Genomic DNA, 23781 nt, shown 5'->3' on the forward strand with positions numbered 1-23781 from the left:
AAAGGGGCCCGAGATCACCCCTTGGTTTCGCGCAGGACGCGCGATCTTGACAGCCGCTCCTCCAGGGAGCGCCAGTAGTTGGAGACCAGCAGCGAGCCGATCAGGAGCAGGCCGATGATCATGCCTTGGGCGTCGCCGCCGATCTGGTTGAGCGCCAGCACATTGCGGATGATGGCGATCAACAGCAGCGCCAGCATGACCCCCGTGAGCCGCCCCTTGCCACCGAAGACGCTGACGCCGCCGAGCAGCACGATGGTGATGACATCGAGCTCCATGCCGAGCGCATTGTTAGCGCGGGCGTTGGAAAGGCGCGCGGTGTAGACGATGCCGGCGATGGCCGCGACGAGGCCCGAAACGACGAAAAGCTTCAGCACCATTTGGCGCGTGTCAATGCCGGAATAGCGCGCCACTTCGGGGCTGCCGCCAAGCGCATAGATGCGCTTGCCGGTCGGCGTCTTCTGCAGCACCACCGCGAAGATCGGCGCCAGCAGCAGGAACGGCACGATGGTCCACGGGATTTGTGTGCCCGGCAGATTGCTGATGCCGAAATCGACAACCGCCGGCGGCAATATGTTGACCGAACCGGTGCCGAGCAGGATGTAGCCAATGCCCCGATAGAGCGCCATGGTGCCGAGCGTCACCACCAGCGACTGCAACCCGAGGCCCGACACCAGATAGCCGTTGAAGGCGCCGAGCAGGCCGCCGAAGACGAGCGTCAGCGGAATGGCGGCCAGCGTCGGCACGCCAGCCTGGACAAGCAGGCCAAAAATCACGGATGTCAACGCCAGCACAGAGGCGATCGACAGGTCGATCTCGCGGGTTATGATGAGCAGCGTCATCGGCAGGATCAGCAACGCCTTTTCCGAGGCGCTTGCGGCCAATTGCGAGAGGTTGAAGCCGGAGACGAAATTCGGCACGAAGACCGCCGCATAGATGAAGACGGCGATGCAGGCGGTCGCCAGCAGCAGATCCCAGAAGTCGATCGAGCGGATAAACTTTCTCATCTCGCCCTCGCCTGTCTTGCCTGTTCGGCACGCCGCACGATGAAGGTGTCGATGCCGATGGCAACCAGGATCACCAGGCCATAGACGCCCTGCAGCCAGAGCGGGTCGACACGCACCAGCGTCAGCCCGTTCTTGATGACCAAGAGAGTGAGCGCGCCAAGGATGATGCCGAGCAGCGTGCCCGAGCCGCCGCGGATGGCGACGCCGCCGACCACCGCAGAGGCGATCACCGTGAGTTCGAAGCCGAGCGCGACGCGGGCATCGATGGTGGCGTAGCGCGAAGCCCACAGGGCGCCGCACAGGCCGCCTAGCAGGCCGGCCATGCCGAAGGCCAGCAGGATGCGCCGGTCGACCGGAATGCCGATCAGCCTTGCGCCGTCCGGGTTGGAACCGGTGGCAAACAGCTCGCGCCCGGTTGCGGTGCGATAGAGCAGCACATAGCCGGCGCACAGGATGACAATAGCGATGATGACGATCAGCGGCACGCCTGCGATCTTCAGCCCGGTCATGTCGAGCCAGGCTTGCGTGACTTCGTCGGCGCTGACCTGGTCGCCCGCCGCCCAGATCGAGTTGAAACCGCGGAAGATCGACATCGAAGCCAGCGTAACGACGATGGCCGGGATCTTTCCCCTGGTAACGACAAGGCCGTTGAGCAGTCCGGCAAAGCCGCCGACCGCGCAGGCGGTGATCAGGCCGATGCCGATGTCCAATCCGGGATAGGCCTGAACCATGCTGGCCGCCATATAGGCGGAGAGGCCGATCACAGCTGCGATCGACAGGTCGATGTTGCGGGTGATCAGCACCAGCATCTGCGCCAGTGCGGCGACAATCAGCAAGGCCGCGTCCATCGACACAGCGGTGAGGTTCGCCGCGCTCACCATGCGCGGGTTGATGATGGTGACCGGAATGGCGACGGCGAGCATTGCCGCAAGCAGGCCGAATTCCCGCCGCTTCAGAAAATCGAACGGTCCTTTTGCCTTTTCCTCCTCGGCGGCGCGTTCTATCTGCGCTGCCTGGCCGGCACGTTCATCGGTCCTGGTCGCCGCTTCCAGTACTTTTTCCTGCGTGGCTTGCCCGCGCGAAAACTCGGCAGTCTGGCGGCCTTCGCGCAGCACGATAATGCGGTCGCACATGCCGATCAGTTCGGGCATCTCTGACGAGATCAGCAGGATCGCCATGCCTTGCGCGGCAAGGTCAGCAATCATTGCATGCACTTCCGCCTTGGTACCGACATCGATGCCTTGCGTCGGCTCGTCGAGGATGAGCACGCGCGGCTCGGTGCGCAGCCATTTGGCCAGCACCACCTTCTGCTGGTTGCCGCCGGATAACTCTTTCACCGGCTGCCCATAACCGGAAAAGCGCAGCTTCATGCGCTTCAGCCAGTCCGCCACCAGACCGATGGCGCGGTCGGTGCCGTAGAGACCGCGTTGTGCGGCCTTGTCGAGAACAGGTAGCACCGCATTGTCGAGGATGGAGAAATCCATCACCAGGCTCTGGCCCATGCGATCTTCCGACACATAGGCGATGCGCGCATCCATGGCGTCGCGCGCCGAGGCGAACTGCACGGGCTTGCCGTCGATCAGGATTTCGCCGGCGTCGGGCCGGTCGATACCGAACAGCACGCGCGCAATCTCGGTGCGTCCGCTGCCGACCAGGCCGCCAAGCCCCAGCACCTCGCCGGCGTGAAGCTTGAGGTCGATACCGGCAAACCCGCCGGCGCGCGAAAGTCCCTTCGCCTCCAGCACCAGCGCGCCTGAGGCATGGCGCCGTTCGGGATAGAGGTCGGTGACTTCACGCCCGACCATCATGCTGATGGCGGCAGCGCGGCCAAGCTCGGCCTTCGGCTTGACGCCGATCAGGCGCCCGTCACGCAGCACGGCGATGCGGTCGGCGATGCGGAAGATTTCATCCATGCGGTGGCCGACGAACATCATCGCCACGCCATGCAGCCTGAGATCGGCAACGACGGAAAACAGCCGCTCGACCTCGCGCTGTGACAGCGCCGCCGTGGGCTCGTCCATGATCAGCACGCGGGCATCCAGCGACAGCGCGCGGGCGATCTCGACCAGTTGTTGTTCAGAGGTACGCAGTGTTCCCAGCCGCGTTGCCGCCGGCACGTCGAGCCCGACGGTAGCCAGCACCTTGCGGGCGCCGGCCAGCATGGCGGCATTGTCGATGCCGCCAAAGCGGTCGCGCGGCATGTGGCCGAGATAGATGTTCTCCGCCACCGACAGATCGGGAAACAAGCCAGGATGCTGGTGCATGACCGCAATGCCGGCCGCCTGCGCGTCATGCGGCGAATGGAAGACGGCTGATTTGCCGTCAACCTCGACATGACCGCTGGTGGGAGAATGCACACCGGCCAGAAGCTTCACGCAGGTGCTCTTCCCGGCGCCGTTTTCGCCAAGCAGCGCCAGCACCTCGCCGGAGCGCAATTCGAAGGAGGCGTCCTTGAGCGCAATCGTGCCGCCGAAAGCCTTCGTCGCCTGAACCAGGGCAACGGGAACAGCCCGCACCACCGCAGCGTCGGCTTCGCTTTGTGTGCCCGAGTGCAGCACGTCTCCTCCCTGACTAGTTATTTATTCAATTTGCTATATTAAATAGCGCAAAGGCGCAACGGCAAAATTGACTTCCATGGTTCCGACGCGCACTGTCGCCGCCAACATAGGCACCGCAGGGTGCGCTCGGCCGCAGGTGGTTTGCGGGCTTCGCGCCGGGAATGGGACATTTGGGGAGTGCGGGTTTGTCAGGGAAAGGCAGCAATTCTGTCAAAGTTCGGCACTATAATGAGCGTTTCGTGCTCGACGCCATCCGTCGCCTCAAGGAAGCCTCCAAGTCCGATCTGGCGCGCGCGGCAAGCCTGACGCCGGCGGCCGTCGCTGCCATCGTCGACGGCCTGGAATCTTCCGGATTCGTAAAGCAAGTGGGAAAAAGGTTCGGGCAGCGCGGTTCGCCCTCCACGCTGTACCGGCTGACGCCGGAGCGCATCTACAGCGTCGGCATCAAGATCGGCCGGCGTGCGCTTGAAGCCGTTCTGGTCGACTTCGCCGGTGAAATCCGCGCAAGAGAGTCGCACGAATACCGCTTCCCCGATCCTGATTTGGTGCTGAAGGCCGGCAACATGGCGCTGGCCACCTTCGAAAAGCTGGTAGATGGGCTTGGCGATGCCAGCATCGTCGGCGTCGGCATTGCCTCACCCTATTTCCTCGGCGGCTGGAGCGAGGAACTCGGCTTTCCCGACGATCTCGGCAGCCGCTGGGAGGCGATCGACCTGACGACATGCTTTGCCACGCCGGCGAAGACGCCGGTGTTCGTGGAAAACGACGCCACGTCGGCGGCGCTGGCCGAACTTGTCCAGGGCGCCGGCGCCCGCTTTCGCGATTTCATGCACATCTCGATCGACACTTTTGTCGGCGGCGGCCTGGTGCAAGGCGGCAGGGTCCATACCGGGCCGCATGGCAACAGCGCTGCCCTCGGACCCTTGCCGGTCTCGCCCTCAAGCCTCGATTCGGTGGCGGCGAAGCCTGCGCGCTACCAGAGCCTGCTGCATCGCGCCTCGATCTATGTGCTGGTCAATCACCTGAGGTCGCGCGGCGTGGTGATCAATCGTGTGCGGGAACTCGATCCGTTGCCACCCGAAGCGCGCGTGCCGCTGTTCGAATGGATCGACGATTGTGCGAGCGCGCTGGTCGAGGCGATCATCGCCATCACCTCCATCATCGACATCGAGGCCATCGTTCTCGACTCGATCCTGCCCAGGCCGATCCATCTCGAACTGCTGGCAAGGGTGCAGACCCAGTTCAACCAGGCCAGCGCAATCGGCATCGTGACGCCGGAGATCGTGTCGGGGCAATTCGGCCCTGAGGCCTCCTCGATCGGCGCTGCCATGCTTCCGTTCTCGGCGCTGCTGGCGCCCGACAGCGGCGTGCTCATGATCGGCAAGGACCGGACGAAACTGCTGAGCGCTCTGTCCACGCTCGGCGGCGCCAAGGGAAACGGATCAAATCCGCCCACCGACCTGCCGGCCTGAGCGCAATGCGGCGCGCCCAACGCAGGCATCGGCCGCCCTTGCCCGCCATGGCTTGCACGCCTGCCCGCCTTCCGCTATAGAGCCGCCACCCGCGTAGACACCCTTGGAGGCAACGCGGCGGAAGGCTGCCTTCCCTTGTGATCCCGAACAAAGCTCCGCGTATGCGGTTTCTGGCATTCGGACATCCAGGCCTGGCGGCTTTCGACGTTTACGGTCCAGGCACACTGCCACCGCAAACGCTCCATAAAACGCGAAAGGAAATGCCATGAGCCACGATACTTACGAGCTCAAGGCCGAAGCGCGCGAACAGGTCGGTAAGGGGTCCGCCCGTGCAGTTCGCCGCAACGGTAAAGTGCCTGCAGTTATCTACGGCGACAGACAGCCTCCCCTGGCGATTGCGCTGAACTACAAGGACGTCTTCTACAAAATCCATGGCGGCGGGTTTTTGACCACGATCGCCACGATCGATGTCGACGGCAAGAAAATCCAGGTTCTGCCCAAGGATTTCCAGCTCGACCCGGTCAAGGATTTCCCGGTCCATGTCGACTTCCTGCGCATCGGCAAGGACACCGAGGTCAACGTCGACGTGCCCGTGCACTTCATCAATGAAGACAAGTCGCCCGGCATCAAGCGCGGCGGCGTGCTCAACATCGTGCGTCATGAAGTCGAGTTCCACTGCCCGGCCAATGCGATCCCGGAATTCATCACCGTCGATCTCACCGGCGCCGACATTGGCGATTCGATCCACATCTCGGCGGTTACCTTGCCGGCCGGCGTCAAGCCGGTGATCTCCGATCGCGATTTCACCATCGCGACCATTGCCGGCTCCTCGGCGATGAAGCCGGAGACGGAAGAGACGGCGGAAGCGGCAGCCCCCGAAGCGGCGGCTCCTGCTGCCGAAGAGAAGTAATTTTCGGGCCTGGAGTTCACGATGCTTGTCTTTGCAGGCCTCGGCAATCCGGGCGCGAAATACGCTGATAACCGGCACAATGTCGGCTTCATGGCGGCGGACGCAATTGCCCGCCGCCATTCGTTTTCGCCCTGGTCGAAGAAGTTCCAGGGCCTGATCGCCGAAGGCACGATTGCCGGCGAGAAGATTCTGCTGATCAAGCCGCAGACCTTCATGAACCTGTCGGGACAGGCGGTCGGCGAAGCCTTGCGCTTCTACAAGCTCGGCCCCGAGGCGCTGACCGTCTTTTACGACGAGATCGACCTGCCGGCCGGCAAATTGCGGGTCAAGGTCGGCGGTGGCGCCGGCGGACACAACGGCATCCGTTCGCTCGACCAGCATCTCGGCAAGAACTTTCGCCGCGTGCGCATCGGCGTCGGCCATCCCGGCGTCCGGGAAATGGTGCAGTCCCATGTGCTCGGCGATTTCGCCAAGGCCGACCGCGAATGGCTGGACGTGCTGCTCGACACCATCGCCGACGATGCCGGGCTGCTGGCCAAGGGCGACGACAGTTCTTTCATGAACCGGGTGACGCTGGCCTTGCGCGACAAACTAACGCCAACCGGCGACGACGACCGGCCGCCGCCAAAGGCGCCGAAGGCTGAGGGCCCGAAAGCTCAAAGCCACATCCGCCAGGCACGGCCACAGCAGGCGCCGGCCAAGCTGCCGGAAAGCGGCCCTATGGCCGCCATGCTGAAGAAACTGTTCGGCAAGAAGGACTGAGCGTCGATAGGATCGGGACCGCGGGGCTTGACGTTGCTCACTCCTATCGCCCATAGCCCTCATCAAATTTCTAGTTTCCCGATAGGACCGGACACATGGGTTTCAAATGCGGCATCGTTGGCTTGCCCAACGTCGGCAAGTCGACGCTTTTCAACGCGTTGACCAGGACGGCGGCGGCGCAGGCCGCCAACTATCCGTTCTGCACCATCGAACCGAACACCGGCGAGGTGGCGGTGCCTGATCCGCGGCTGCAGAAGATCGCCGCAATCGCCAAGTCTAAGGAGATCATCCCGACCCGCATCTCCTTCGTCGACATCGCCGGCCTGGTGCGCGGCGCCTCCAAGGGCGAAGGGCTGGGCAACCAGTTCCTCGCCAACATCCGTGAGGTCGACGCCATCGTGCATGTGCTGCGCTGCTTCGAGGATGACGACATCACCCATGTCGAGGGCAAGATCGACCCTGTCGCCGACGCCGATACAGTCGAGACCGAGCTGATGCTCGCCGACCTCGACAGCCTCGAGCGCCGCATCGTGCAGATCCGCAAGCGCGCCGGCAGCAAGGACAAGGAAGCAACCACCGTGCTGCCGATGATGGAGGCAGCACTCGAGCTGCTGCAAGCCGGCAAGCCGACCCGCATCCTGCTCAAGGGCATTTCAGCGGAAGACCTGCGCATCCTGCAGGGACTGAACCTCTTGACCTCACACCCCGTACTCTATGTCTGCAACGTCGCCGAAGCCGACGCCGCTACCGGCAATGAGCACACCAAGGCGGTGGAGAAGATGGCGACCGCCCAAGGCGCCGGCACCGTGGTGATCTCAGCCGCGATCGAGGCCGAAGTCGCCCAGCTCTCCGACGACGAAGAGATGGAGTTCCTGTCCTCGCTCGGCCTCGACGAACCTGGCCTCAACAAGGTCATCCGCGCCGGCTACGATCTGTTGCATCTCATCACCTATTTCACCGCCGGGCCGAAGGAGACGCGCGCCTGGACGATCCACAAGGGCGACAAGGCCCCGCAGGCGGCCGGCGTCATCCACACCGATTTCGAGCGCGGCTTCATCCGCGCGCAGACCATCGCCTACAACGACTACATCACGCTAGGCGGCGAAGTGGCGGCCAAGGAAGCCGGCAAGGCGCGCGACGAAGGCAAGGAATATGTCGTCCAGGACGGCGATGTCCTGCTGTTCAAGTTCAATACCTGAGGCGCCGCGGCTGGCGCGCTGACCGCGGCCGATCACGGCTTCGTCAAGTGGAGAGCCGGCATGCCGCGTCGCTTGACTGCCCTTGGCACCGGGTCTATGGCCGTTTGCATGCGACTTGGCCGTCCCCGTGGGAGCGGCGGAGCGTGCAAGACCCATCGCTATCAAACGAAACCTCTTGGGCTCAACCAACGGAGATTCGGCGATGATCAAGGCCTTCGTCGTCGACAATGATCGCCTGCGCCTCGCCGACGATCTCGTGGCCAATGGCGATCACGTCGTCTGGGCCGACCTTCTCAACCCGACCAAGGAAGAAGAAACGACGATCGAGACCTGGCTCGGCGTTGCCATCCCGACGCGCGAGGAGATGGAGGAGATCGAGATTTCGAGCCGCCTCTACATCGAGGACGGCGCCTATTTCATGACCGCCACCCTGCCGGCGCAGACCGAAATCGATGATCCCTTGATGTCGCCGGTTACCTTTGTGCTTGCCGGCCCGAGACTGGTCACCATCCGCTATCATGAGCCGAAGGCGTTCAAGACCTTTCCGCTGCGCGCCGAGAAGGTGGCGACCGGCTGCACCACCGGCAACACCATCCTGATCGGCCTGCTGGAGGCGATCGTCGACCGGCTGGCCGACATTCTCGAACGCGCCGGCCGCGACATCGAGACGATCTCGCGCGATATCTTCGAAGCGCGCTCGACCAAGGTGAACAAGCGCAACCGCGATTTCCAGGAACTGCTCAAGGCCATCGGCCGCAAGGAGGACATCGCCTCCTCGATCCGCGACAGCCTGATCTCGTTGCAGCGCCTCACTGGCTTCCTCGCCCATGTCGCGACCCAGATCAAGATGAGCAAGGACATCCGCGCCCGCATCAAGACCGTGTCGCGCGACGTGCTGTCGCTCGCCGACCACGCCACCTTCCTGTCGCAGAAGATCTCGTTCCTTCTCGACGCCACGCTGGGCATGATCTCGATCGAGCAGAACGCCATCATCAAGATCTTCTCGGTCGCCGCCGTCATCTTCCTGCCGCCGACGCTGGTGGCCTCGATCTACGGCATGAATTTCGACATCATCCCGGAGCTGAAATGGGAGCTCGGCTATCCCTTCGCCATCGGCCTGATGATCCTGTCGGCGATCCTGCCGTTCTGGTATTTCCGCCGCCGCGGCTGGTTGTAGGCCCAATAGAATTCGCTTGACCAAACGCCGCCCGGACGGCATCCGGATGCCCGGTGATCGACAACCGGATTGGGATCATGACCGCAAAAAGCTGGGCCTACGAGGATTTCACCGAGGGCGCATCGATCGACCTCGGCGCCAAGCAGGTGAGTGCGGCCGAAATCATCGAATTCGCCACCGAATTCGACCCGCAGCCGATGCATCTCGACGAAGCCGCCGGCAAGGCCAGCATCCTTGGCGGCTTGGCCGCCTCCGGCTGGCACACCTGCGCGATCTTCATGCGCATGCTGTGCGACGCCTTCCTGCTCGACTCGACCGCGCAAGGCGCGCCCGGCATCGACCAGGTCAAATGGAAGAAGCCGGTGCTGGCCGGCGACACGCTGGCCGGCAGCACCAGCGTGCTCGCCAGGCGCCTGTCGAAATCCAGGCCTCAGCTCGGCCTCGTCACCTTGCGCAGCGAACTGTTCAACCAGCGCGGTGAAAGCGTCTTCGAACTTGAGAACACTGTCATGTTCTTGACCCGCGAGGCCGGCGCATGAGCCTCGACGCGTTCTTCCGCATCGGCGATACCATCAACCTCGGTTCGCACACATTCGAAGCCGAGGCGATCAAGGCGTTCGCCTGCAAATACGATCCACAGGTCTTTCATGTCGACGAGGAGGCGGCGAAGAAAAGCGTGTTCGGCCGCCTCTGCGCCTCAGGCTGGCACACCGCGGCCACGTGGATGAAGCTCAATCTCAAAAATCCTATGGACGCTTCTCAATGGACCGGACCCGGCCCGGTACCAGAATTCGGCCCCTCCCCCGGCTTCAGGAACCTGAAATGGCCAAAGCCGGTCTATGCCGGAGAAACCGTCACCTTCATGCGCACGGCCCTGTCCCACCGCCCGCTTGCCACCCGCCCCGGCTGGCGCCTGCTGGCGCTGCGCTCGGAAGGTTCCGATTCGGCAGGCGACAAGGTGCTGGAGTTCGACAGCGCGGTGCTGGTGAAGGCTGGGTAGGGCTAGGGTTTAGGCAGTAGGGATTAGGCAGCAGTGGGTGCTGCGCCTTGCACGGAATGCGGAGCTTCCCTCCCTACTCCCTACTCCCTACTCCCTTCTCCCTACTCTCTAATGCCCCTCAAACCCGATCAACGTCCGCACCGGCACGCCCAGCGCTTCGAGCTTCGCCCGTCCGCCGAGATCCGGCAGGTCGATGACGAAGCACGCGGCAAGAATATCGGCGCCGATCTGCCTCAGCAGCTTGACCGCCGCCTCCGCCGTGCCGCCGGTCGCGATCAGGTCGTCAACCAGGATCACCTTCTCGCCCGGCGCAACGCCGTCCTTGTGCATCTCCATCTCGTCCAGCCCGTATTCCAGGCTGTAGGCGACGCGTACCGTCTCGTAAGGCAGCTTGCCCTTCTTGCGGATCGGCACGAAGCCGGCCGAAAGCTGGTGCGCGACCGCACCGCCGAGGATGAAGCCGCGTGCCTCGATGCCGGCGATCTTGTCGATCTTCTGCCCGGCATAGGGATGCACCAGCTCGTCGATGGCGCGGCGAAAGGCGCGCGCATTGCCGAGCAAAGTGGTGATGTCGCGAAACAGGATGCCGGGCTTGGGGTAGTCCGGAATGGTGCGGATCGCGGCGAGCAGCGTGTCTTCGAGCGAGGATTTCATGGGTCGAGATTACCTGAAACGGAGGTTGTTGCGCGACAATTGTTCGATCGAACTGCAGCCCATCAGCTTCATGCCGCGCTCGATCTCGATCCGCATCTGCTCCAGCGCCCGCTCGACGCCCGGCTGTCCGGCCGCCGCCAGGGGGAACAGATAATAGCGGCCGACGCCAACAGCCTTGGCGCCGAGCGACAGCGCCTTCAGCACATGGGTGCCGCGCTGCACGCCGCCATCCATGATGATGTCTATTCTGTCGCCGACGGCATCTACGATCTCGGCCAGCTGGTCGAACGCCGCCCGCGAGCCGTCCAGCTGCCGGCCGCCGTGGTTGGACAGCACAATGCCGCTGCAGCCGATCTCGACGGCGCGCTTGGCATCCTCCACCGACATGACGCCCTTGAGGCAGAACGGACCTCCCCACAGTCTGACCATCTCGGCAACATCGTCCCAGGTCATCGACGGATCGAGCATCTCGGTGAAGTAGCGGCTGATCGACATCGTGCCGCCGCCCATGTCGACATGCTCGTCGAGCTGCGGCAGCTTGAATCCCTCATGGGTGAAATAGTTGATCGCCCAGCCCGGCTTCAGCGCGAACTGCAGCATGCCGGCAAGGTTGAGCTTGAAGGGGATGGCAAAGCCGGTGCGCTTGTCGCGCTCGCGGTTGCCTCCGGTGATGCTGTCGACGGTCAGCATCATCACTTCGACTCCAACCGCTTTCGCCCGCTGCATCATCGCCCGGTTGAGGCCGCGATCCCGGTGGAAATAGAACTGGTAGACCTGCGGGCTGCTGCTGATCTTGCGCGCTTCCTCAAGACTGACGGTGCCGAGCGAGGACACGCCAAACATCGTGCCGAATTTGGCCGAAGCCTTGGCCACCGCGCGCTCGCCTTGATGATGGAACAGCCGCTGCAAGGCGGTCGGCGAGCAATAGACGGGCATGGCCAGCTTCTGGCCCATCACCGTCACCGACATGTCGATCTCGCTTACCCCGCGCAGCACGTTGGGAACGAGGTCGCAGCGCTCGAAGCTCTCGGTGTTGCGGCGGTAGGTGACCTCGTCGTCGGCCGCGCCATCGATGTAGTTGAAGATTGGCCCCGGCAACCGCTGCTGGGCCATGCGCCGGAAATCGGAAAAGTTGTGACAGTCGCGTAGCCGCATCATCGATCCCAAATGCCCCTTTAGCCGGCGATCCGCCGGGCGCGCGTGCAATACCAATCGCATGGCGGCGTGCCAACGGACTTCTTACTGGACGGCTGCTGCGCCAAGATGCGAACCATGTCCGGTTTGGCAAGCAAAAAGGGCGTCCGAAGACGCCCTTTCCATTTCCGAGGAATAAGATGCGGCTTAGTGCGCCACGCCTTCCCACACCTTGCGCTTGGTCAGATACATCAGCGCCCCGAACAGAAGCAGAAACACCAGCACGCGGAAGCCGGTCTTCTTGCGGTCTTCCATATGCGGCTCGGCCGCCCACATCAGGAACGCCGAGACGTCGCGCGAATACTGGTCGATCGTCTGCGGCGAACCGTCATCGTAGGTCACCTGGCCGTCGGAGAGCGGCTTGGGCATCTTCAGCGACACGCCGGACATGAAGTATGGATTGTAGTGGGTGCCTTCGGGGATCACCATGCCGGCAGGTGGCGTCTCGTCGTAGCCTGTCAGCAGAGAATGGATGTAGTCCGGGCCGCCCTGCGCATATTGCGTGAAGATGTCGAAGACGAAGCGCGGGAAGCCGCGCTCGACGCCGCGCGCCTTGGCCAGCAGCGACATATCCGGTGGGGCAGCGCCGCCGTTGGAAGCGGCAGCCGCCTCCTCATTGGCGAACGGCGCCGGGAAATGGTCTGACGGCTTGCCCGGCCGGTCGAACATGTCGCCGGCATCGTTGGGTCCATCATGGATGGTGTACTCGGCCGACAGGGACTTGATCTGCGCTTCAGAATAGCCGAGGACCTCCAGCGTGCGGAACGCCACCAGATTCATCGAGTGGCAGGCCGAGCAGACTTCCTTGTAGACCTTCAAGCCACGCTGCAGCTGCGCCTTGTCGTAGGTGCCGAACGGACCGGCAAAAGTCCAGTCCATCTCCTTCGGCTCGTGGATCGGGAAATGCGTCGGTGCCGCCGCGTTGTGCGCCTCTTCAGCGGCGATCGCCACACTGCCGACGGCTCCGATGCCAGCGGCAAACACGCCTAGCAGGGCGAGCGAGGTGAGAATCTTTTTCATGCCAAATCCCCTTAGATTCTCACTCAGCCTTTGGTTTCCGGCGCGGCGGTCGCACCGGCCGGATGTCCTCCTCCGGCACCCTTGTTCTTCTCCAGCACCGCCTCGGTGATCGAATTCGGCAGTCTGCGTGGCGTCTCGATCAGGCCAAGCACCGGCAGGATGACGAGGAAGAACGCGAAGTAGAACAGTGTCGCCGCTTGAGCGTAGCCAACGTAGTTGCCCGAGACCTCACCTATCAGGAGGGTCAACAGACCGCCGCCTTCCGCCGGCTGCGAGCCAAGCCAGCCAAGCAGGACAGCGTCGGCGACGAACAGCCAGAAGAACAGCTTGTACCAGGGGCGGTAGACCGCCGAGCGCACCTTGGAGGTGTCGAGCCAAGGCACCAGGAACAGCATGACGATGGCGCCGAACATGCACAGCACGCCGCCGAGCTTGGAGTTGATCGGCCCGATGTTGAAGGTGATGGCGCGCAGGATCGCGTAGAACGGCAGGAAGTACCATTCCGGCACGATGTGGGCCGGCGTCTTCAGCGGGTTGGCGATCGTGTAATTGTCCGGATGACCGAGAAAGTTCGGCAGGTAGAAGACGAAATAGGCGAAGAAGAACAGGAACACGATCATGCCGAATGCATCCTTGATGGTCGCATAGGGCGTAAAGGCAACGGTGTCGGTCTTCGATTTCACCTCGATGCCGGTCGGGTTCGACTGGCCGACCACGTGCAGCGCCCAGACGTGCAGCACGACGACGCCGGCGATCATGAACGGCAGCAGGTAATGCAGCGCAAAGAAGCGGTTGAGCGTCGGGTTGTCGACGGCGAAACCGCCGAGCAGCAGTTCCTGGATCCAGTTGCCGACCAGCGGAATGGCGCTGAAGAAGCCGGTGATGACGGTGGCACCCCAGAAGCTCATCTGACCCCAGGGCAGCACATAGCCCATGAAGCCGGTCGCCATCATCAGCAGATAGATGATGCAGCCGAGGATCCACAGCAGCTCGCGCGGCGCCTTGTAGGAGCCGTAATAAAGCCCGCGGAAGATGTGGATGTAGACGGCGACGAAGAAGAACGAGGCGCCGTTGGAATGCATGTAGCGCAACAGCCAGCCCGAATTGACGTCGCGCATGATCTTCTCGACCGAATTGAAGGCGAGATTGGTGTCGGCGGTATAGTGCATGGCCAGCACGATACCGGTCAGGATCTGCGCCACCAGCATGATCGTGAGGATGCCGCCGAAGGTCCACGCATAGTTGAGGTTGCGCGGCACCGGATAGGCGATGAAGCTGTCATAGACCATGCGCGGCAGCGGCATGCGGGCGTCGAACCAGCGTTCGATACCGGTCTTGGGCGTATAGGTCGAGTGTCCCTCGCTCATCGAATTATCCCCTGCCTCAACCGATAAGGATTTTGGTATCGGAAATGAACTTGAATACCGGCACGGCCATATTTTCCGGCGCCGGGCCTTTGCGGATGCGGCCGGCGGTATCGTACACCGAACCGTGGCACGGGCAGAACCAGCCGCCGAAATCGCCTTCCTGGCCAAGCGGAATGCACCCCAGATGCGTGCAAACCTGCACCATCACCATCCAGGCTTCCTTGCCGGGCGTGGTGCGGTTGGCGTCGGTCGCCGGCGCATCGGCGGGCAGATTGGCGTTGCGGGCAATAGGATCCTTGAGGTCGGCAAGGTTCACGGCCTCGCCGTCCTTCATCTCCTGCTCGGTGCGGTTGCGCACCACGACCGGCTTGCCGCGCCATTTGACAATCAGCGACATGCCAGGCGTCAGCGAGGCGACATCAACCTCAACCGAGGCGAGCGCCAGCGTCGAGGCATCGGGGCGCATCTGGTCGATGAACGGCCAGGCAACGGCGCCTGCGCCAACGACTGCGGCCATGCCGGTGGCGACGTAGAGAAAATCACGACGGTTGGGATCCTGGGTGTCGGTTGCGCTCACGGGTGCCTGATCCTTTCGCCTCTTCCGAGCCGGCGGCCGAGCTTTGTCCCCGCTCCATCGCGCCGGCCCGACAGCGCATGGCGAACAAGCTAGCGAATTCCTCCGGCATTTGGATTTCGGTTTATGCGTGAAGCCCGTTTTTGTCCAGCGGGCTGAAGCCACAAGGGCAGATTGTCGCGGGGACAGAACAGCGCGTCAGTTGGCCAGATGCCCAAAGGTCGGCAAAGGCGGCTAAACAACAGGGAAATATCAGCAAATCCGAGGCTCCCCGCCTGTCTCGACAGGATAGGTTGCCGTGATCTAGTTTCGCCGGCATGGCACATATTATCGACCGCGAGACCTGGACCAGGACGCCCGGCCGCTGGCAGGGCGAACTGCAATGCGGCGCCTACGACTCCAACTCCTGCCTGATTTTCAACTATCAGGAAGAGATTGGCGGCGGCCCGCGCCTGCACACGCATCCCTATTGTGAAATCTTCATCATCCGGCAAGGCACCGGCCTGTTCACGATCGGCGACCAGCAGATAGAGGCCACGGCCGGCCAGATCCTGATCGTGCCGCCCGATACGCCGCACAAATTCACCAATCTTGGCCCAGGCCCGCTCGAAACGACCGACATCCACGAAAACGGCAGCTTCATCACCGAATGGCTGGAATGATTGTTGCCGGCTGGTGACCTCTAGCTTGCACCGAGCCTGACCAGCACGGCCCTTGGGATATCGTATTCGCGGATGGCCGACTCATGCCGGCGCAGGCCGCAGAGTTCACGCTGGATGAAATAGGCGTGCACCGCCGCGGCAGCCTCCTTGAGCAGCCGCGGTCGCTGCTCCTCGTCGCCGTTGTTCTGACGGAGCTTGGCCAGCGTTTCCTCGACCCGTTGGCCGGCACGGCCGAGCGCTGCGGCCTTTTCAGCCAATATCTCATGGCCGAGGGCGTCGAACGCGGCTTCGGCAGCCGAGGCGCCTAGGGATGGCGGACGCAGTGACATCTCAGCCTCCTTTTATGTCTTGAGAGAGCATCATGCGGTGCGTGACGAATTCTTCGCTCACCACCGGCTGGAAACCAAGCCGTTCATAGAACCCAAAGGCTTCTTGTGGCGCGCGGGTGTTCAGCACGGCAAAATGCTGACGTGCCCTGTCAATGACGGTCTCGACCAGCATGCGGCCAATGCCGCTGCGGCGATGACGCGCGCTGACGAACAGGTGCCTGACCCGGCCGTGGTCCCTGCCTTCGAAATAAGGATCGATGTTCAACCCGCACACACCAGCGAGTTCTCGGCCATGCCATGCACCAAACAGCGCCTCGCCTCGTTTCAGGAACTTGTTGCGGCCGCCCGCCCAGCCATCCGCCAGCCGCACCAGCATCCAGTAGCCTTCCAGCCGGCTCTCCTCCTTCAGCGCATCGAAGGCCGGCGCGGTTGGCCGCAGCCGCTTGAGGACGTAGCCGATATCAGGCGACGCTGCCATGCCCTACTCCGCCGGCCGTGTCTCTTCCAGCACGCTTTCCTCGTGGTAGAGGAAGCCGCCGGACTGCCGCTTCCACAGCCGCGCATAGAGCCCGTCGAGCGCCACCAGCTCGTCATGCGTGCCCTGTTCGACGATGCGGCCTCCGTCCAGCACCACAAGACGGTCGAGCGCGGCGATGGTCGACAGCCGGTGCGCTATGGCGATGACCGTCTTGTTCTCCATCAGCCTGGCCAGATTCTCCTGGATCGCCGCCTCGATGTCGGAATCGAGCGCCGAGGTCGCCTCGTCGAGGATCAGGATCGGCGCATCCTTGAGGAAGACGCGGGCGATCGCGACGCGCTGGCGCTGGCCGCCCGACAGTTTCACGCCGCGCTCGCCGACAAAAGCCTCGTAGCCGGTACGGTCCCGGTTGTCGCGCAGGCCCAATATGAACTCGTGCGCCTCGGCCTTCTTCGCCGCCGCGATCACCTCGGCGTCAGTTGCATCCGGCATGCCGAGCTTGATGTTGTCGCGTAGCGAGCGGTGGAACAGCGCCGTGTCCTGGCTGACCACGCCGATATTGGCGCGCAGCGAGTTCTGCGTCACCTCGGCGACGTCTTGCCCGTCGATCAGGATTTTCCCGCTCTCGAGGTCGTAGAGGCGCAGGATGAGATTGGCTAAGGTCGTCTTGCCCGCACCGGACGGCCCGACCAGCCCGACCTTCTCGCCAGGCTTGACCACAAGGTCGATGCCATTCAGCACGCCAAAACCCTTGCCGTAGTGGAACTCGACATTCTTCACCTCGATGCGGCCGCCGGCGACGACAAGCTCTTTCGCATCCGGCGCATCGACAAGGCCAAGCGGCTGCGAGATCAGCGCCTTGGAGTTTTCCAAGACGCCGAGATTTCGCAATATGCCGTTGAGCTGCATCATCACGCGCCCGAGCAGCATGTTGAGCCGCAAGACCAGCGACAGCGTGAACGCGACGGCGCCGACGGTGATCGACCCTTCGACCCAGAGATAGACGGCAAAGCAGCCAATCGCGGTGATCATGATGCCCGACAGCGTCGTCAGCGCCATGCGCACGCCGGTCAGCCGGCGGGTGAAGGGCCGTAGTGCATCGAGATAGATGTCGAAGCCGTTCTTGATGTAGCGGTCGTCGCCGTCGGCCGAGAACAGCTTCAGCGTCTGCACGTTGGAATAGGAATCGATGATGCGCCCATTGATCATCGAGCCAGCTTCAGCCGTGGCCTCGGCATGCCTGCGGATCGAGGGCAGATAGAGCTTGGCCAGCCAGGCGAACGCGAGGATCCAGATCACCACCAGCACGGCCAGGCGCAGATCCAGCCCGGCGACCAGCGCCAAGGTCGTCACCGTATAGATGAGCATGAACCAGATGACCTCGATGAAGCTCTCCATCAGGTCGCCGGTCGCCTGCCCCGCCTGCCAGACTTTTGTCGCGATACGGCCGGCGAAATCGTTCTGGAAGAAGGTGTAGGACTGGCGCGATACGTGCCGGTGCGCCTGCCAGCGCACCAGATTGTAGAACCCCGGCGTGATCGTCTGTTCGTTGACCAGCGCCGACAGGCCGACGACGATGGTGCGGATGACCAGCACCACTGCGATCATGAAGACAAGCTCAGGCCCGGCGGCGGTCCACAGCGCGTCCCAGCTGCGTTCACCGGGAAGCTGATCGAGAATATCGACCAGCCGCCCGACGAAGTAGAAAAGCCCGGCCTCGATCAGCGGCGCGATGCCGCCGATGACAAGCATGGCGAAGAAGGCGAACTTCGCCTGGCCGACATAGTGCCAGAGGAAGCCGCCGACGCTTGACGGTGGCCGAAGGTCCGCCGGCTCCCTGAACGGATAGACCCAGTCCTCGAACCAGCGATAGACGGCTGTCATCATGCTGACGTCATCACTCTGCGGCTTCACCCTTCACGCCGATGTCGTTGGCAACAGCGTCATTGGCGGCATCGACCGGACCGTCATCGAGCAGGAACCCGCCCGACTGGCGCTGCCAGAGCTGCGCGTAGAGCCCGCCGCTGGCGACGAGTTCCTCGTGCGACCCCTCCTCGATGACACGGCCCTTGTCGAGGACGACGAGCCTGTCCATCGCCGCGATGGTCGACAGCCGGTGCGCAATGGCGATGACGGTCTTGCCTTGCATGAGCTTGTAGAGATTCTCCTGGATGGCGGCCTCGGCTTCGGAATCCAGCGCCGACGTCGCTTCGTCAAGGATAAGTATCGGTGCGTCCTTCAACATAACGCGAGCAATGGCGATGCGTTGCCGCTGGCCGCCGGACAATTTGACGCCGCGGTCGCCGACATGAGCGTCGAGCCCTTTACGTCCGGTGTGATCCGAAAGCCTGCCGATAAACTCCAGCGCCTCGGCCCGCCCGGCTGCCTCGACAAGCATTTCCTCCGTCGCATCGGGCCGCCCGTAAAGAATGTTGTCGCGCACCGAACGATGCAGCAGCGAAGTGTCCTGCGTCACCATGCCGATCTGCGCGCGCAGCGAATCCTGCGTCACCGAAGCGATCTCCTGGCCGTCGATCAGGATCCGGCCGTTCTCGAGGTCGTAGAACCGCAACAGGAGATTGACCAGCGTCGACTTGCCCGCACCCGAGCGCCCGACAATGCCGACTTTCTCGCCGGGCTTCACCGTCAGCGACAGGTTCTCGATGACGCCCTTCTGCTTGCCATAGTGGAAACGAATGTCGTCGAAGCGGATCTCGCCCTTGGTGACGGCAATGTCCTTCGCCCCCGGCCGGTCTTCGACCAGGCGCGGCAGCGAGATCGAGGCGATGCCGTCTTGCACCGTGCCGATGTTCTCGAACAGGCTCGACATTTCCCACATGATCCACTGCGACATGCCCCACATACGGAGCACGAGGCCGATGACCACGGCGACGGCACCGATCGTCACCGCCTGGCCGAGCCACAGCCACAGCGCCAGCGCCGTCACCGAAAACAGGAGCAGCGCGTTGAGGATATAGAGCAGCCCGTAAAGCACCGTCACCAGCCGCATCGACCGGTAGACCGTGTCGAGGAAGCCTGCCATGCCTTCTTTGGCGAACGTTGCTTCGCGCCGTGCATGGGAAAACAACTTGACCGTCTGGATGTTGGTGTAGCTGTCGACGACGCGGCCGGTCATCGTCGAGCGCGCATTGGCCTGCGCCTCGCCGACCTTGCCCAGCTTCGGGATGATATAGCGCAACAACCCGATATAGCCGAGCAGCCAGACGCCGAGAGGTGCCGCCAGCCGCAAGTCGGCCGAGCCGACGATGAACAGCATGCCGAGGAAATAGACGATGACGTAATTGAGCACCTCGATCACCTTGATGACGCATTCGCGCACGGCGAGTGCCGTCTGCATCAGCTTGGTGGCGATGCGGCCGGCAAATTCGTCCTGGTAGAAGTTCATCGACTGCTTCAAGAGATAACGATGCACCTGCCATCGGATGCGCATGGGGTAGTTGCCCATCAGCGTCTGCTGGTTGAGCAAAGAATGCAGCCATACCGTACCCGGCAGCGCGAACAGCACGACGAAGGCCATGCCGGCGAGCTTCCAGCTCTCGGTCTGCAGGAAGGTTTCGCGGTTCTGCCCGGACAGCCAGTCGACGATGTGGCCCATGAAGCCGAACATCCACACTTCCGCGATGGCAATCGCCGTCACCAGCACCGCGTCGACGATGATGTATGGCCAGGCGCCGCGCGTATAATGCACGCAGAAGGCAACCAGCGTCTTCGGCGGCTCGACCGGTTCCGCTGCGGGGAACGGATCGAGCCTTCTTTCAAACCAGCTGAACATAGTGATGCTCACAAAACTTTTGTCCGCTCATGCGGCGCGGGAAAAATCCCCGGGGCGCTCCGCGTCCCCAGACCGTACGTCGGCGGGGACCGACGGCCCGGAATCACCCGGGCCATCGGTCCTGCTTCGCGCAATATAGGGACTTGCGGGCTTTTCACCGACAGGAGCCTTCGAATGAGCTGACGGCACGCCGCCGCCAGTCCGGTTTTTCGCGCCCGGCCGGATCAGCCGGATGATCCGGCGCACCAGCGACGGCCGGCTGTGGTCGGGAACCGCACGCGAGAAATCGACATCCGGCAACATGCCGCGATGCGGACGCCGGCGGGTCTGCGCGTGAACCGCCGACGAATAGGTCTCGCCGACCAGCAACGCCCAGGTCGCCGTCTTGCGTTCGTGCAGGCTTCTTGAACCCGGTATCTTATAGGGATCGAACATCGGTCCGTCCTCCGTGTGAAAATAGACATAAAAAGGCGAAGCAATGTCGTGCGCCGGCGTTCGGCCGGAGGCACGGATTGTATCCGTCGGGACACGAGGATAGGCCTCGGTCGCGACATGCTCAGCTGGGGCGCTTGGCCCCTTTAACCGGTTGAAAAACATCGCAGGATTCCTTCGAGAGCCGAAAATCGGGTTCGGCGGGAATCGGTGCGATCAGATCTAAGAAATCAGGTAAATCGTCGTACCGAAACCGCCAGCAGGCAGGTAAGCCCACGGGAGGGGCGCTGGATGTGCATGGTCATCATGAAATACCCCTCCATCGGTTCGGGTTGACAATGCGTGCGGTATAATCGACTTCGCAGAAAATGGCCACCCGCAGGTCCAGCAATTTCCAAAACCAGCCACCCGCTGTGGCCGATCTGCCACTTATTAGAAAGACGCGGAAATGAACCACCGTCTCCGCATCGCCCTCTACCAGCCTGACATCGCCGGCAACACCGGAACTATCCTGCGCTTCGCCGCCTGCCTCGGCCTTGGCGTCGACATCATCGAACCAGCCGGGTTTCCGCTCTCCGACAAAGCGCTCAAGCGTGCCGGGATGGACTACCTCGAAATGGCTGCCCTGACCCGCCATGTCGACTGGAACGCCTTCGAGGATTGGCGCAAGGGCGAAGCCTGCCGGCTGGTGCTGCTCACCACCAAAGCCGCGACCCCCTATGCGGGCTTCAGCTTCGCCCAAGGCGACATCCTGCTGTTCGGCCGCGAATCCGCCGGCGTGCCGGATCCTGTCCATCAGGCGGCGGATGGGCGGCTGACGATCCCGATGCAGCCGGGCACGCGCAGCATCAACGTCGCGCTGTCGGTCGCCATGGTCGCCGGTGAAGCCATCCGGCAGCTCGGCTAGACCCTTCAGCGCGTTGTCGTCATCGCCAACGGCCGTTGCGTCTTGCATCATTCTCACCCAGGCGCACATCGCCTTCTCCTCAATTGCCCTATCGACCTTTCCTGGCTACAAGCTCAACTTAAGTTGAGGTCAAGCGGAAAATCGAGATGGCTCCGGTAAAGGAATTGACGGTCGGCCAGTTGGCCATGCGCAGCGGCGTGGCGGTTTCGGCGCTGCATTTCTACGAGCGGCGCGGGCTGATCCGCAGCCACCGCACGTCGGGCAACCAGCGGCGCTATGGCCGCGACGTGCTGCGGCGGGTGGCAATCATCCGGATCGCCCAAGAGGTCGGCATTTCGCTAGCCGAGATCGGCGCCGCACTTGAATCGCTCCCAGAAGGCCGTACCCCGACGCGCGAGGACTGGAACCTGTTGTCGACCGGCTGGCGCGACGACCTCGATCGCAAGATCACTCAGCTAAAGAAGCTGCGCGACGGCCTGACCGACTGCATCGGCTGCGGCTGCATGTCGATCGACAAATGCCCGCTGCGAAACAGGGAAGATCGCTTGAGTGCGCAAGGGCCGGGCGCAAGGCGACTGCTTGCGGAATTCTAATCCGCCGCAGGCAGCCGCCGTATCGTGAATTCGATGACGTCGCCTGGCCGTTCGAACCAGCTTTCGATCTCGGTCCAGTAGGCCTGCTTGGGAAAGCGTTCGAACCATTCCTTGGCTTTGAGCCGCGCATCGGGGCGCGGCAAGACAAAGGTCTCCCGCAAAAACCCGTCACGCGGCATGCGCTCGCGCTCGGCGCGTGAACGATCGAGCCTTTTCTTCAGGCCATGCAGCGGCGGTCTTGCCGGCGTGCGCATGAAAGAACTCCTGGGCCGAACCAGATGACACTTGACCCTTGCCCCTAAGAGATTAGGGATCGCGCCCGGAAAAGGCTAGTGGTCCGATTCCAACATTCGCCTCCCTAATCCCCAGGCGCCGTTGCGAATGTTGGAATCACAAGGACCGCTAGCAAGTTTATGTTTCTAGCAGAGTTTTCGAATTTGACATTTGCGTCGTGCCCTGCGCCACGCTGTGTGCAAATGTCAAATTCACTCCACTAGGTCCTTTGTCGGCTGCGACCGGAGACAGCATTTTGGAACGACCAGAAATACCGGCAGGCCTGCCAGCCGACATCGAACAGAAGAAAATGAAGGCCAGGCTCTGGTTCGAGACGCTGCGGGAGCGCATCTGCACCACCTTCGAGCAGATCGAGCACGACTTGACCGGTCCGCTGGCAGAATGGTCGCCCGGCCGCTTCGAGAAGACGCCGTGGGAACGCGACAATGGAAAGGGCGGCGGCGGCACCATGTCGATGATGCGGGGCCGCGTCTTCGAGAAGGTCGGCGTCCACACCTCGACCGTCTATGGCGAGTTCTCGCCCGAATTCAGGAAGCAGATGCCCGGCGCGGAGGAGAATCCGAGCTTCTGGGCATCAGGCATTTCGCTGATTGCGCATCCGTGGAACCCCAACGTGCCGGCCGTGCACATGAACACCCGCATGGTCGTGACGTCGCGCCACTGGTTCGGCGGCGGCGCTGACCTGACGCCGGTGCTTGATCGCCATCGCACCGAAGACGACCCCGATACCATCGCCTTCCATCGAGCCATGCAGTTCGCCTGCGAGAAGAACGCTGCGATCGCCGACCACCCCAAATTCAAGGCCTGGTGCGACGAGTATTTCTATCTGCCGCACCGCCACGAGCCGCGCGGCGTCGGCGGCATCTTTTTCGACTGGCTGCATTCGGGCGAGGAGAAAGGCGGCTGGAATGCCGATTTGAACTTCGTCCAGGATGTCGGGCGTTCTTTCCTTGTCGTCTACGGCCACCTGGTTCGCGCCCATTTCAACGAGAACTGGACCGATGACGACCGCGACGAGCAGCTCATTCGCCGCGGCCGTTACGTAGAATTCAACTTGCTTCACGATCGCGGCACCATTTTCGGCCTGAAGACCGGGGGCAATGTCGCCTCGATCCTGTCCAGCCTGCCGCCGGAGGTCAGGTGGCCGTAAACTCTCTGTGAGCGCAACGTGAGCCACAATGGCGTCCACTTCCCTGAATCTGGGCACCGAATGTGGCTCCGGGATTATCTTTTTCGTCTAATAGGCAGTTGAAATGGAACGACTATTTGTCGTTTCCGGGTCGGGAAGCGCCGGCGGTTCGCCCGACAGCAATTTCAGGAAAAGTGCGTAGCGGTTTTCCATTCGGAATTGCGTCATGAAAGGGTATCGCGACTCGACGCGACCGGACGGCCCGCTAACGAA

The 23781-nt window shown here is 62.7% G+C and carries 24 protein-coding genes; 11 read left to right on the top strand and 13 right to left on the bottom strand.

Annotated features, from left to right (window positions below):
- Positions 1 to 14: 14 nt before the first annotated feature.
- Complete coding sequence (locus NLY44_RS14945) at positions 15 to 1004, bottom strand: ABC transporter permease (protein ID WP_023806000.1); 990 nt, start codon at positions 1002 to 1004, stop codon at positions 15 to 17.
- The gene (locus tag NLY44_RS14950; protein ID WP_023806001.1) at positions 1001 to 3562 is read right to left on the bottom strand and encodes an ATP-binding cassette domain-containing protein; all 2562 of its coding nucleotides are present in this window, start codon (positions 3560 to 3562) and stop codon (positions 1001 to 1003) included. Before NLY44_RS14950 ends, NLY44_RS14945 begins: the two co-directional genes overlap by 4 nt.
- Before the next feature lie 239 nt (positions 3563 to 3801).
- Here NLY44_RS14950 and NLY44_RS14955 point away from each other — a divergent pair, with 239 nt between their 5' ends.
- From NLY44_RS14955 to NLY44_RS14985, 7 genes are all read left to right on the top strand, one after another.
- Positions 3802 to 5034 (top strand): ROK family transcriptional regulator, encoded by a 1233-nt coding sequence (locus NLY44_RS14955; protein ID WP_245262497.1) that lies wholly within the window; start codon positions 3802 to 3804, stop codon positions 5032 to 5034.
- Positions 5035 to 5299: 265 nt separating this feature from the next.
- Positions 5300 to 5944, top strand: coding sequence for a 50S ribosomal protein L25/general stress protein Ctc (locus NLY44_RS14960; protein WP_023686131.1), 645 nt, complete (start codon positions 5300 to 5302; stop codon positions 5942 to 5944).
- 21 nt (positions 5945 to 5965) lie between these two features.
- Positions 5966 to 6706 carry an aminoacyl-tRNA hydrolase gene (gene pth, locus NLY44_RS14965; protein ID WP_023806002.1) on the top strand — a complete coding sequence of 247 codons (741 nt, stop codon included), beginning with the start codon at positions 5966 to 5968 and terminating at the stop codon, positions 6704 to 6706.
- A gap of 95 nt (positions 6707 to 6801) precedes the next feature.
- A complete protein-coding gene (gene ychF, locus NLY44_RS14970) occupies positions 6802 to 7905 on the top strand; it encodes a redox-regulated ATPase YchF (RefSeq protein WP_023806003.1) in 1104 nt (367 codons plus the stop codon).
- Positions 7906 to 8107: 202 nt separating this feature from the next.
- Positions 8108 to 9082: a magnesium/cobalt transporter CorA gene (gene corA, locus NLY44_RS14975; RefSeq protein ID WP_023806004.1), complete on the top strand. Its 975-nt coding sequence runs from the start codon at positions 8108 to 8110 to the stop codon at positions 9080 to 9082.
- Between the two features lie 77 nt (positions 9083 to 9159).
- Entirely contained in the window at positions 9160 to 9621 is a 462-nt protein-coding gene (locus NLY44_RS14980; RefSeq protein ID WP_023670033.1) for a MaoC family dehydratase, read from the top strand.
- The gene (locus NLY44_RS14985; RefSeq protein WP_023733357.1) at positions 9618 to 10082 is read left to right on the top strand and encodes a MaoC family dehydratase; all 465 of its coding nucleotides are present in this window, start codon (positions 9618 to 9620) and stop codon (positions 10080 to 10082) included. Before NLY44_RS14980 ends, NLY44_RS14985 begins: the two co-directional genes overlap by 4 nt.
- Before the next feature lie 108 nt (positions 10083 to 10190).
- Here the strand turns inward: NLY44_RS14985 and NLY44_RS14990 are convergent, their stop codons facing one another.
- The 5 genes from NLY44_RS14990 to petA form a co-directional block, all read right to left on the bottom strand.
- The gene (locus NLY44_RS14990) at positions 10191 to 10736 is read right to left on the bottom strand and encodes an adenine phosphoribosyltransferase (protein WP_013529989.1); all 546 of its coding nucleotides are present in this window, start codon (positions 10734 to 10736) and stop codon (positions 10191 to 10193) included.
- Between the two features lie 9 nt (positions 10737 to 10745).
- Positions 10746 to 11891 (bottom strand): alpha-hydroxy acid oxidase, encoded by a 1146-nt coding sequence (locus NLY44_RS14995; RefSeq protein ID WP_023686136.1) that lies wholly within the window; start codon positions 11889 to 11891, stop codon positions 10746 to 10748.
- Positions 11892 to 12077: 186 nt separating this feature from the next.
- Entirely contained in the window at positions 12078 to 12950 is an 873-nt protein-coding gene (locus NLY44_RS15000) for a cytochrome c1 (protein WP_023806005.1), read from the bottom strand.
- Positions 12951 to 12973: 23 nt separating this feature from the next.
- A complete protein-coding gene (locus tag NLY44_RS15005; RefSeq protein ID WP_023670028.1) occupies positions 12974 to 14317 on the bottom strand; it encodes a cytochrome b in 1344 nt (447 codons plus the stop codon).
- 16 nt (positions 14318 to 14333) lie between these two features.
- Positions 14334 to 14894 carry a ubiquinol-cytochrome c reductase iron-sulfur subunit gene (gene petA / locus NLY44_RS15010; RefSeq protein ID WP_023670027.1) on the bottom strand — a complete coding sequence of 187 codons (561 nt, stop codon included), beginning with the start codon at positions 14892 to 14894 and terminating at the stop codon, positions 14334 to 14336.
- A 314-nt stretch (positions 14895 to 15208) separates the two neighbouring features.
- Between petA and NLY44_RS15015 the strand changes: the two genes are divergently transcribed.
- Positions 15209 to 15553, top strand: a complete 345-nt coding sequence (locus NLY44_RS15015) for a cupin domain-containing protein (RefSeq protein ID WP_023683696.1) — start codon at positions 15209 to 15211, stop codon at positions 15551 to 15553.
- 20 nt (positions 15554 to 15573) lie between these two features.
- On the opposite strand, the gene NLY44_RS15020 is transcribed toward NLY44_RS15015, so the two are convergent.
- The 5 genes from NLY44_RS15020 to NLY44_RS15040 are packed head-to-tail and all read right to left on the bottom strand — an operon-like array spanning position 15574 to position 20588.
- Positions 15574 to 15882, bottom strand: coding sequence for a DUF6665 family protein (locus NLY44_RS15020; protein ID WP_023670023.1), 309 nt, complete (start codon positions 15880 to 15882; stop codon positions 15574 to 15576).
- Position 15883: 1 nt separating this feature from the next.
- Positions 15884 to 16360, bottom strand: coding sequence for a GNAT family N-acetyltransferase (locus NLY44_RS15025; protein WP_023733361.1), 477 nt, complete (start codon positions 16358 to 16360; stop codon positions 15884 to 15886).
- Between the two features lie 3 nt (positions 16361 to 16363).
- Positions 16364 to 18247 carry an ABC transporter ATP-binding protein gene (locus tag NLY44_RS15030; protein ID WP_023806006.1) on the bottom strand — a complete coding sequence of 628 codons (1884 nt, stop codon included), beginning with the start codon at positions 18245 to 18247 and terminating at the stop codon, positions 16364 to 16366.
- Positions 18248 to 18257: 10 nt separating this feature from the next.
- Positions 18258 to 20153 (bottom strand): ABC transporter ATP-binding protein, encoded by a 1896-nt coding sequence (locus NLY44_RS15035; protein WP_023806007.1) that lies wholly within the window; start codon positions 20151 to 20153, stop codon positions 18258 to 18260.
- A 27-nt stretch (positions 20154 to 20180) separates the two neighbouring features.
- On the bottom strand, positions 20181 to 20588 hold the full coding sequence (locus NLY44_RS15040) for a hypothetical protein (RefSeq protein WP_023806008.1): 408 nt from the start codon (positions 20586 to 20588) through the stop codon (positions 20181 to 20183).
- A 445-nt stretch (positions 20589 to 21033) separates the two neighbouring features.
- Between NLY44_RS15040 and NLY44_RS15045 the strand changes: the two genes are divergently transcribed.
- A complete protein-coding gene (locus NLY44_RS15045) occupies positions 21034 to 21492 on the top strand; it encodes a tRNA (cytidine(34)-2'-O)-methyltransferase (RefSeq protein WP_023806009.1) in 459 nt (152 codons plus the stop codon).
- 146 nt (positions 21493 to 21638) lie between these two features.
- Positions 21639 to 22085, top strand: a complete 447-nt coding sequence (gene soxR / locus NLY44_RS15050; RefSeq protein ID WP_023806010.1) for a redox-sensitive transcriptional activator SoxR — start codon at positions 21639 to 21641, stop codon at positions 22083 to 22085.
- On the opposite strand, the gene NLY44_RS15055 is transcribed toward soxR, so the two are convergent.
- Entirely contained in the window at positions 22082 to 22339 is a 258-nt protein-coding gene (locus NLY44_RS15055) for a hypothetical protein (protein WP_023683688.1), read from the bottom strand. The genes soxR and NLY44_RS15055 overlap by 4 nt on opposite strands.
- A 275-nt stretch (positions 22340 to 22614) precedes the next feature.
- On the opposite strand from NLY44_RS15055, the gene hemF reads away from it, so the two are divergent.
- A complete protein-coding gene (hemF, locus tag NLY44_RS15060) occupies positions 22615 to 23529 on the top strand; it encodes an oxygen-dependent coproporphyrinogen oxidase (RefSeq protein WP_023806011.1) in 915 nt (304 codons plus the stop codon).
- Positions 23530 to 23781 lie beyond the last annotated feature (252 nt).

It is taken from the genome of Mesorhizobium sp. C089B (assembly GCF_030323125.1).
In the GTDB taxonomy this organism is placed as follows: domain Bacteria; phylum Pseudomonadota; class Alphaproteobacteria; order Rhizobiales; family Rhizobiaceae; genus Mesorhizobium.

Coding starts and splice junctions, on each gene's coding strand:
- NLY44_RS15025 (WP_023733361.1), bottom strand. CDS start 16,360: ATGGCAGCGTCGCCTGATATCGGCTACGTCCTCAAGCGGCTGCGGCCA.
- NLY44_RS15005 (WP_023670028.1), bottom strand. CDS start 14,317: ATGAGCGAGGGACACTCGACCTATACGCCCAAGACCGGTATCGAACGC.
- NLY44_RS15015 (WP_023683696.1), top strand. CDS start 15,209: ATGGCACATATTATCGACCGCGAGACCTGGACCAGGACGCCCGGCCGC.
- pth (WP_023806002.1), top strand. CDS start 5,966: ATGCTTGTCTTTGCAGGCCTCGGCAATCCGGGCGCGAAATACGCTGAT.
- NLY44_RS15035 (WP_023806007.1), bottom strand. CDS start 20,153: ATGTTCAGCTGGTTTGAAAGAAGGCTCGATCCGTTCCCCGCAGCGGAA.
- NLY44_RS15055 (WP_023683688.1), bottom strand. CDS start 22,339: ATGCGCACGCCGGCAAGACCGCCGCTGCATGGCCTGAAGAAAAGGCTC.
- NLY44_RS14985 (WP_023733357.1), top strand. CDS start 9,618: ATGAGCCTCGACGCGTTCTTCCGCATCGGCGATACCATCAACCTCGGT.
- NLY44_RS14990 (WP_013529989.1), bottom strand. CDS start 10,736: ATGAAATCCTCGCTCGAAGACACGCTGCTCGCCGCGATCCGCACCATT.
- NLY44_RS14980 (WP_023670033.1), top strand. CDS start 9,160: ATGACCGCAAAAAGCTGGGCCTACGAGGATTTCACCGAGGGCGCATCG.
- NLY44_RS15040 (WP_023806008.1), bottom strand. CDS start 20,588: ATGTTCGATCCCTATAAGATACCGGGTTCAAGAAGCCTGCACGAACGC.
- ychF (WP_023806003.1), top strand. CDS start 6,802: ATGGGTTTCAAATGCGGCATCGTTGGCTTGCCCAACGTCGGCAAGTCG.
- soxR (WP_023806010.1), top strand. CDS start 21,639: ATGGCTCCGGTAAAGGAATTGACGGTCGGCCAGTTGGCCATGCGCAGC.
- NLY44_RS15000 (WP_023806005.1), bottom strand. CDS start 12,950: ATGAAAAAGATTCTCACCTCGCTCGCCCTGCTAGGCGTGTTTGCCGCT.
- NLY44_RS15020 (WP_023670023.1), bottom strand. CDS start 15,882: ATGTCACTGCGTCCGCCATCCCTAGGCGCCTCGGCTGCCGAAGCCGCG.
- corA (WP_023806004.1), top strand. CDS start 8,108: ATGATCAAGGCCTTCGTCGTCGACAATGATCGCCTGCGCCTCGCCGAC.
- NLY44_RS14945 (WP_023806000.1), bottom strand. CDS start 1,004: ATGAGAAAGTTTATCCGCTCGATCGACTTCTGGGATCTGCTGCTGGCG.
- NLY44_RS14960 (WP_023686131.1), top strand. CDS start 5,300: ATGAGCCACGATACTTACGAGCTCAAGGCCGAAGCGCGCGAACAGGTC.
- NLY44_RS14995 (WP_023686136.1), bottom strand. CDS start 11,891: ATGCGGCTACGCGACTGTCACAACTTTTCCGATTTCCGGCGCATGGCC.
- NLY44_RS15045 (WP_023806009.1), top strand. CDS start 21,034: ATGAACCACCGTCTCCGCATCGCCCTCTACCAGCCTGACATCGCCGGC.
- NLY44_RS15030 (WP_023806006.1), bottom strand. CDS start 18,247: ATGATGACAGCCGTCTATCGCTGGTTCGAGGACTGGGTCTATCCGTTC.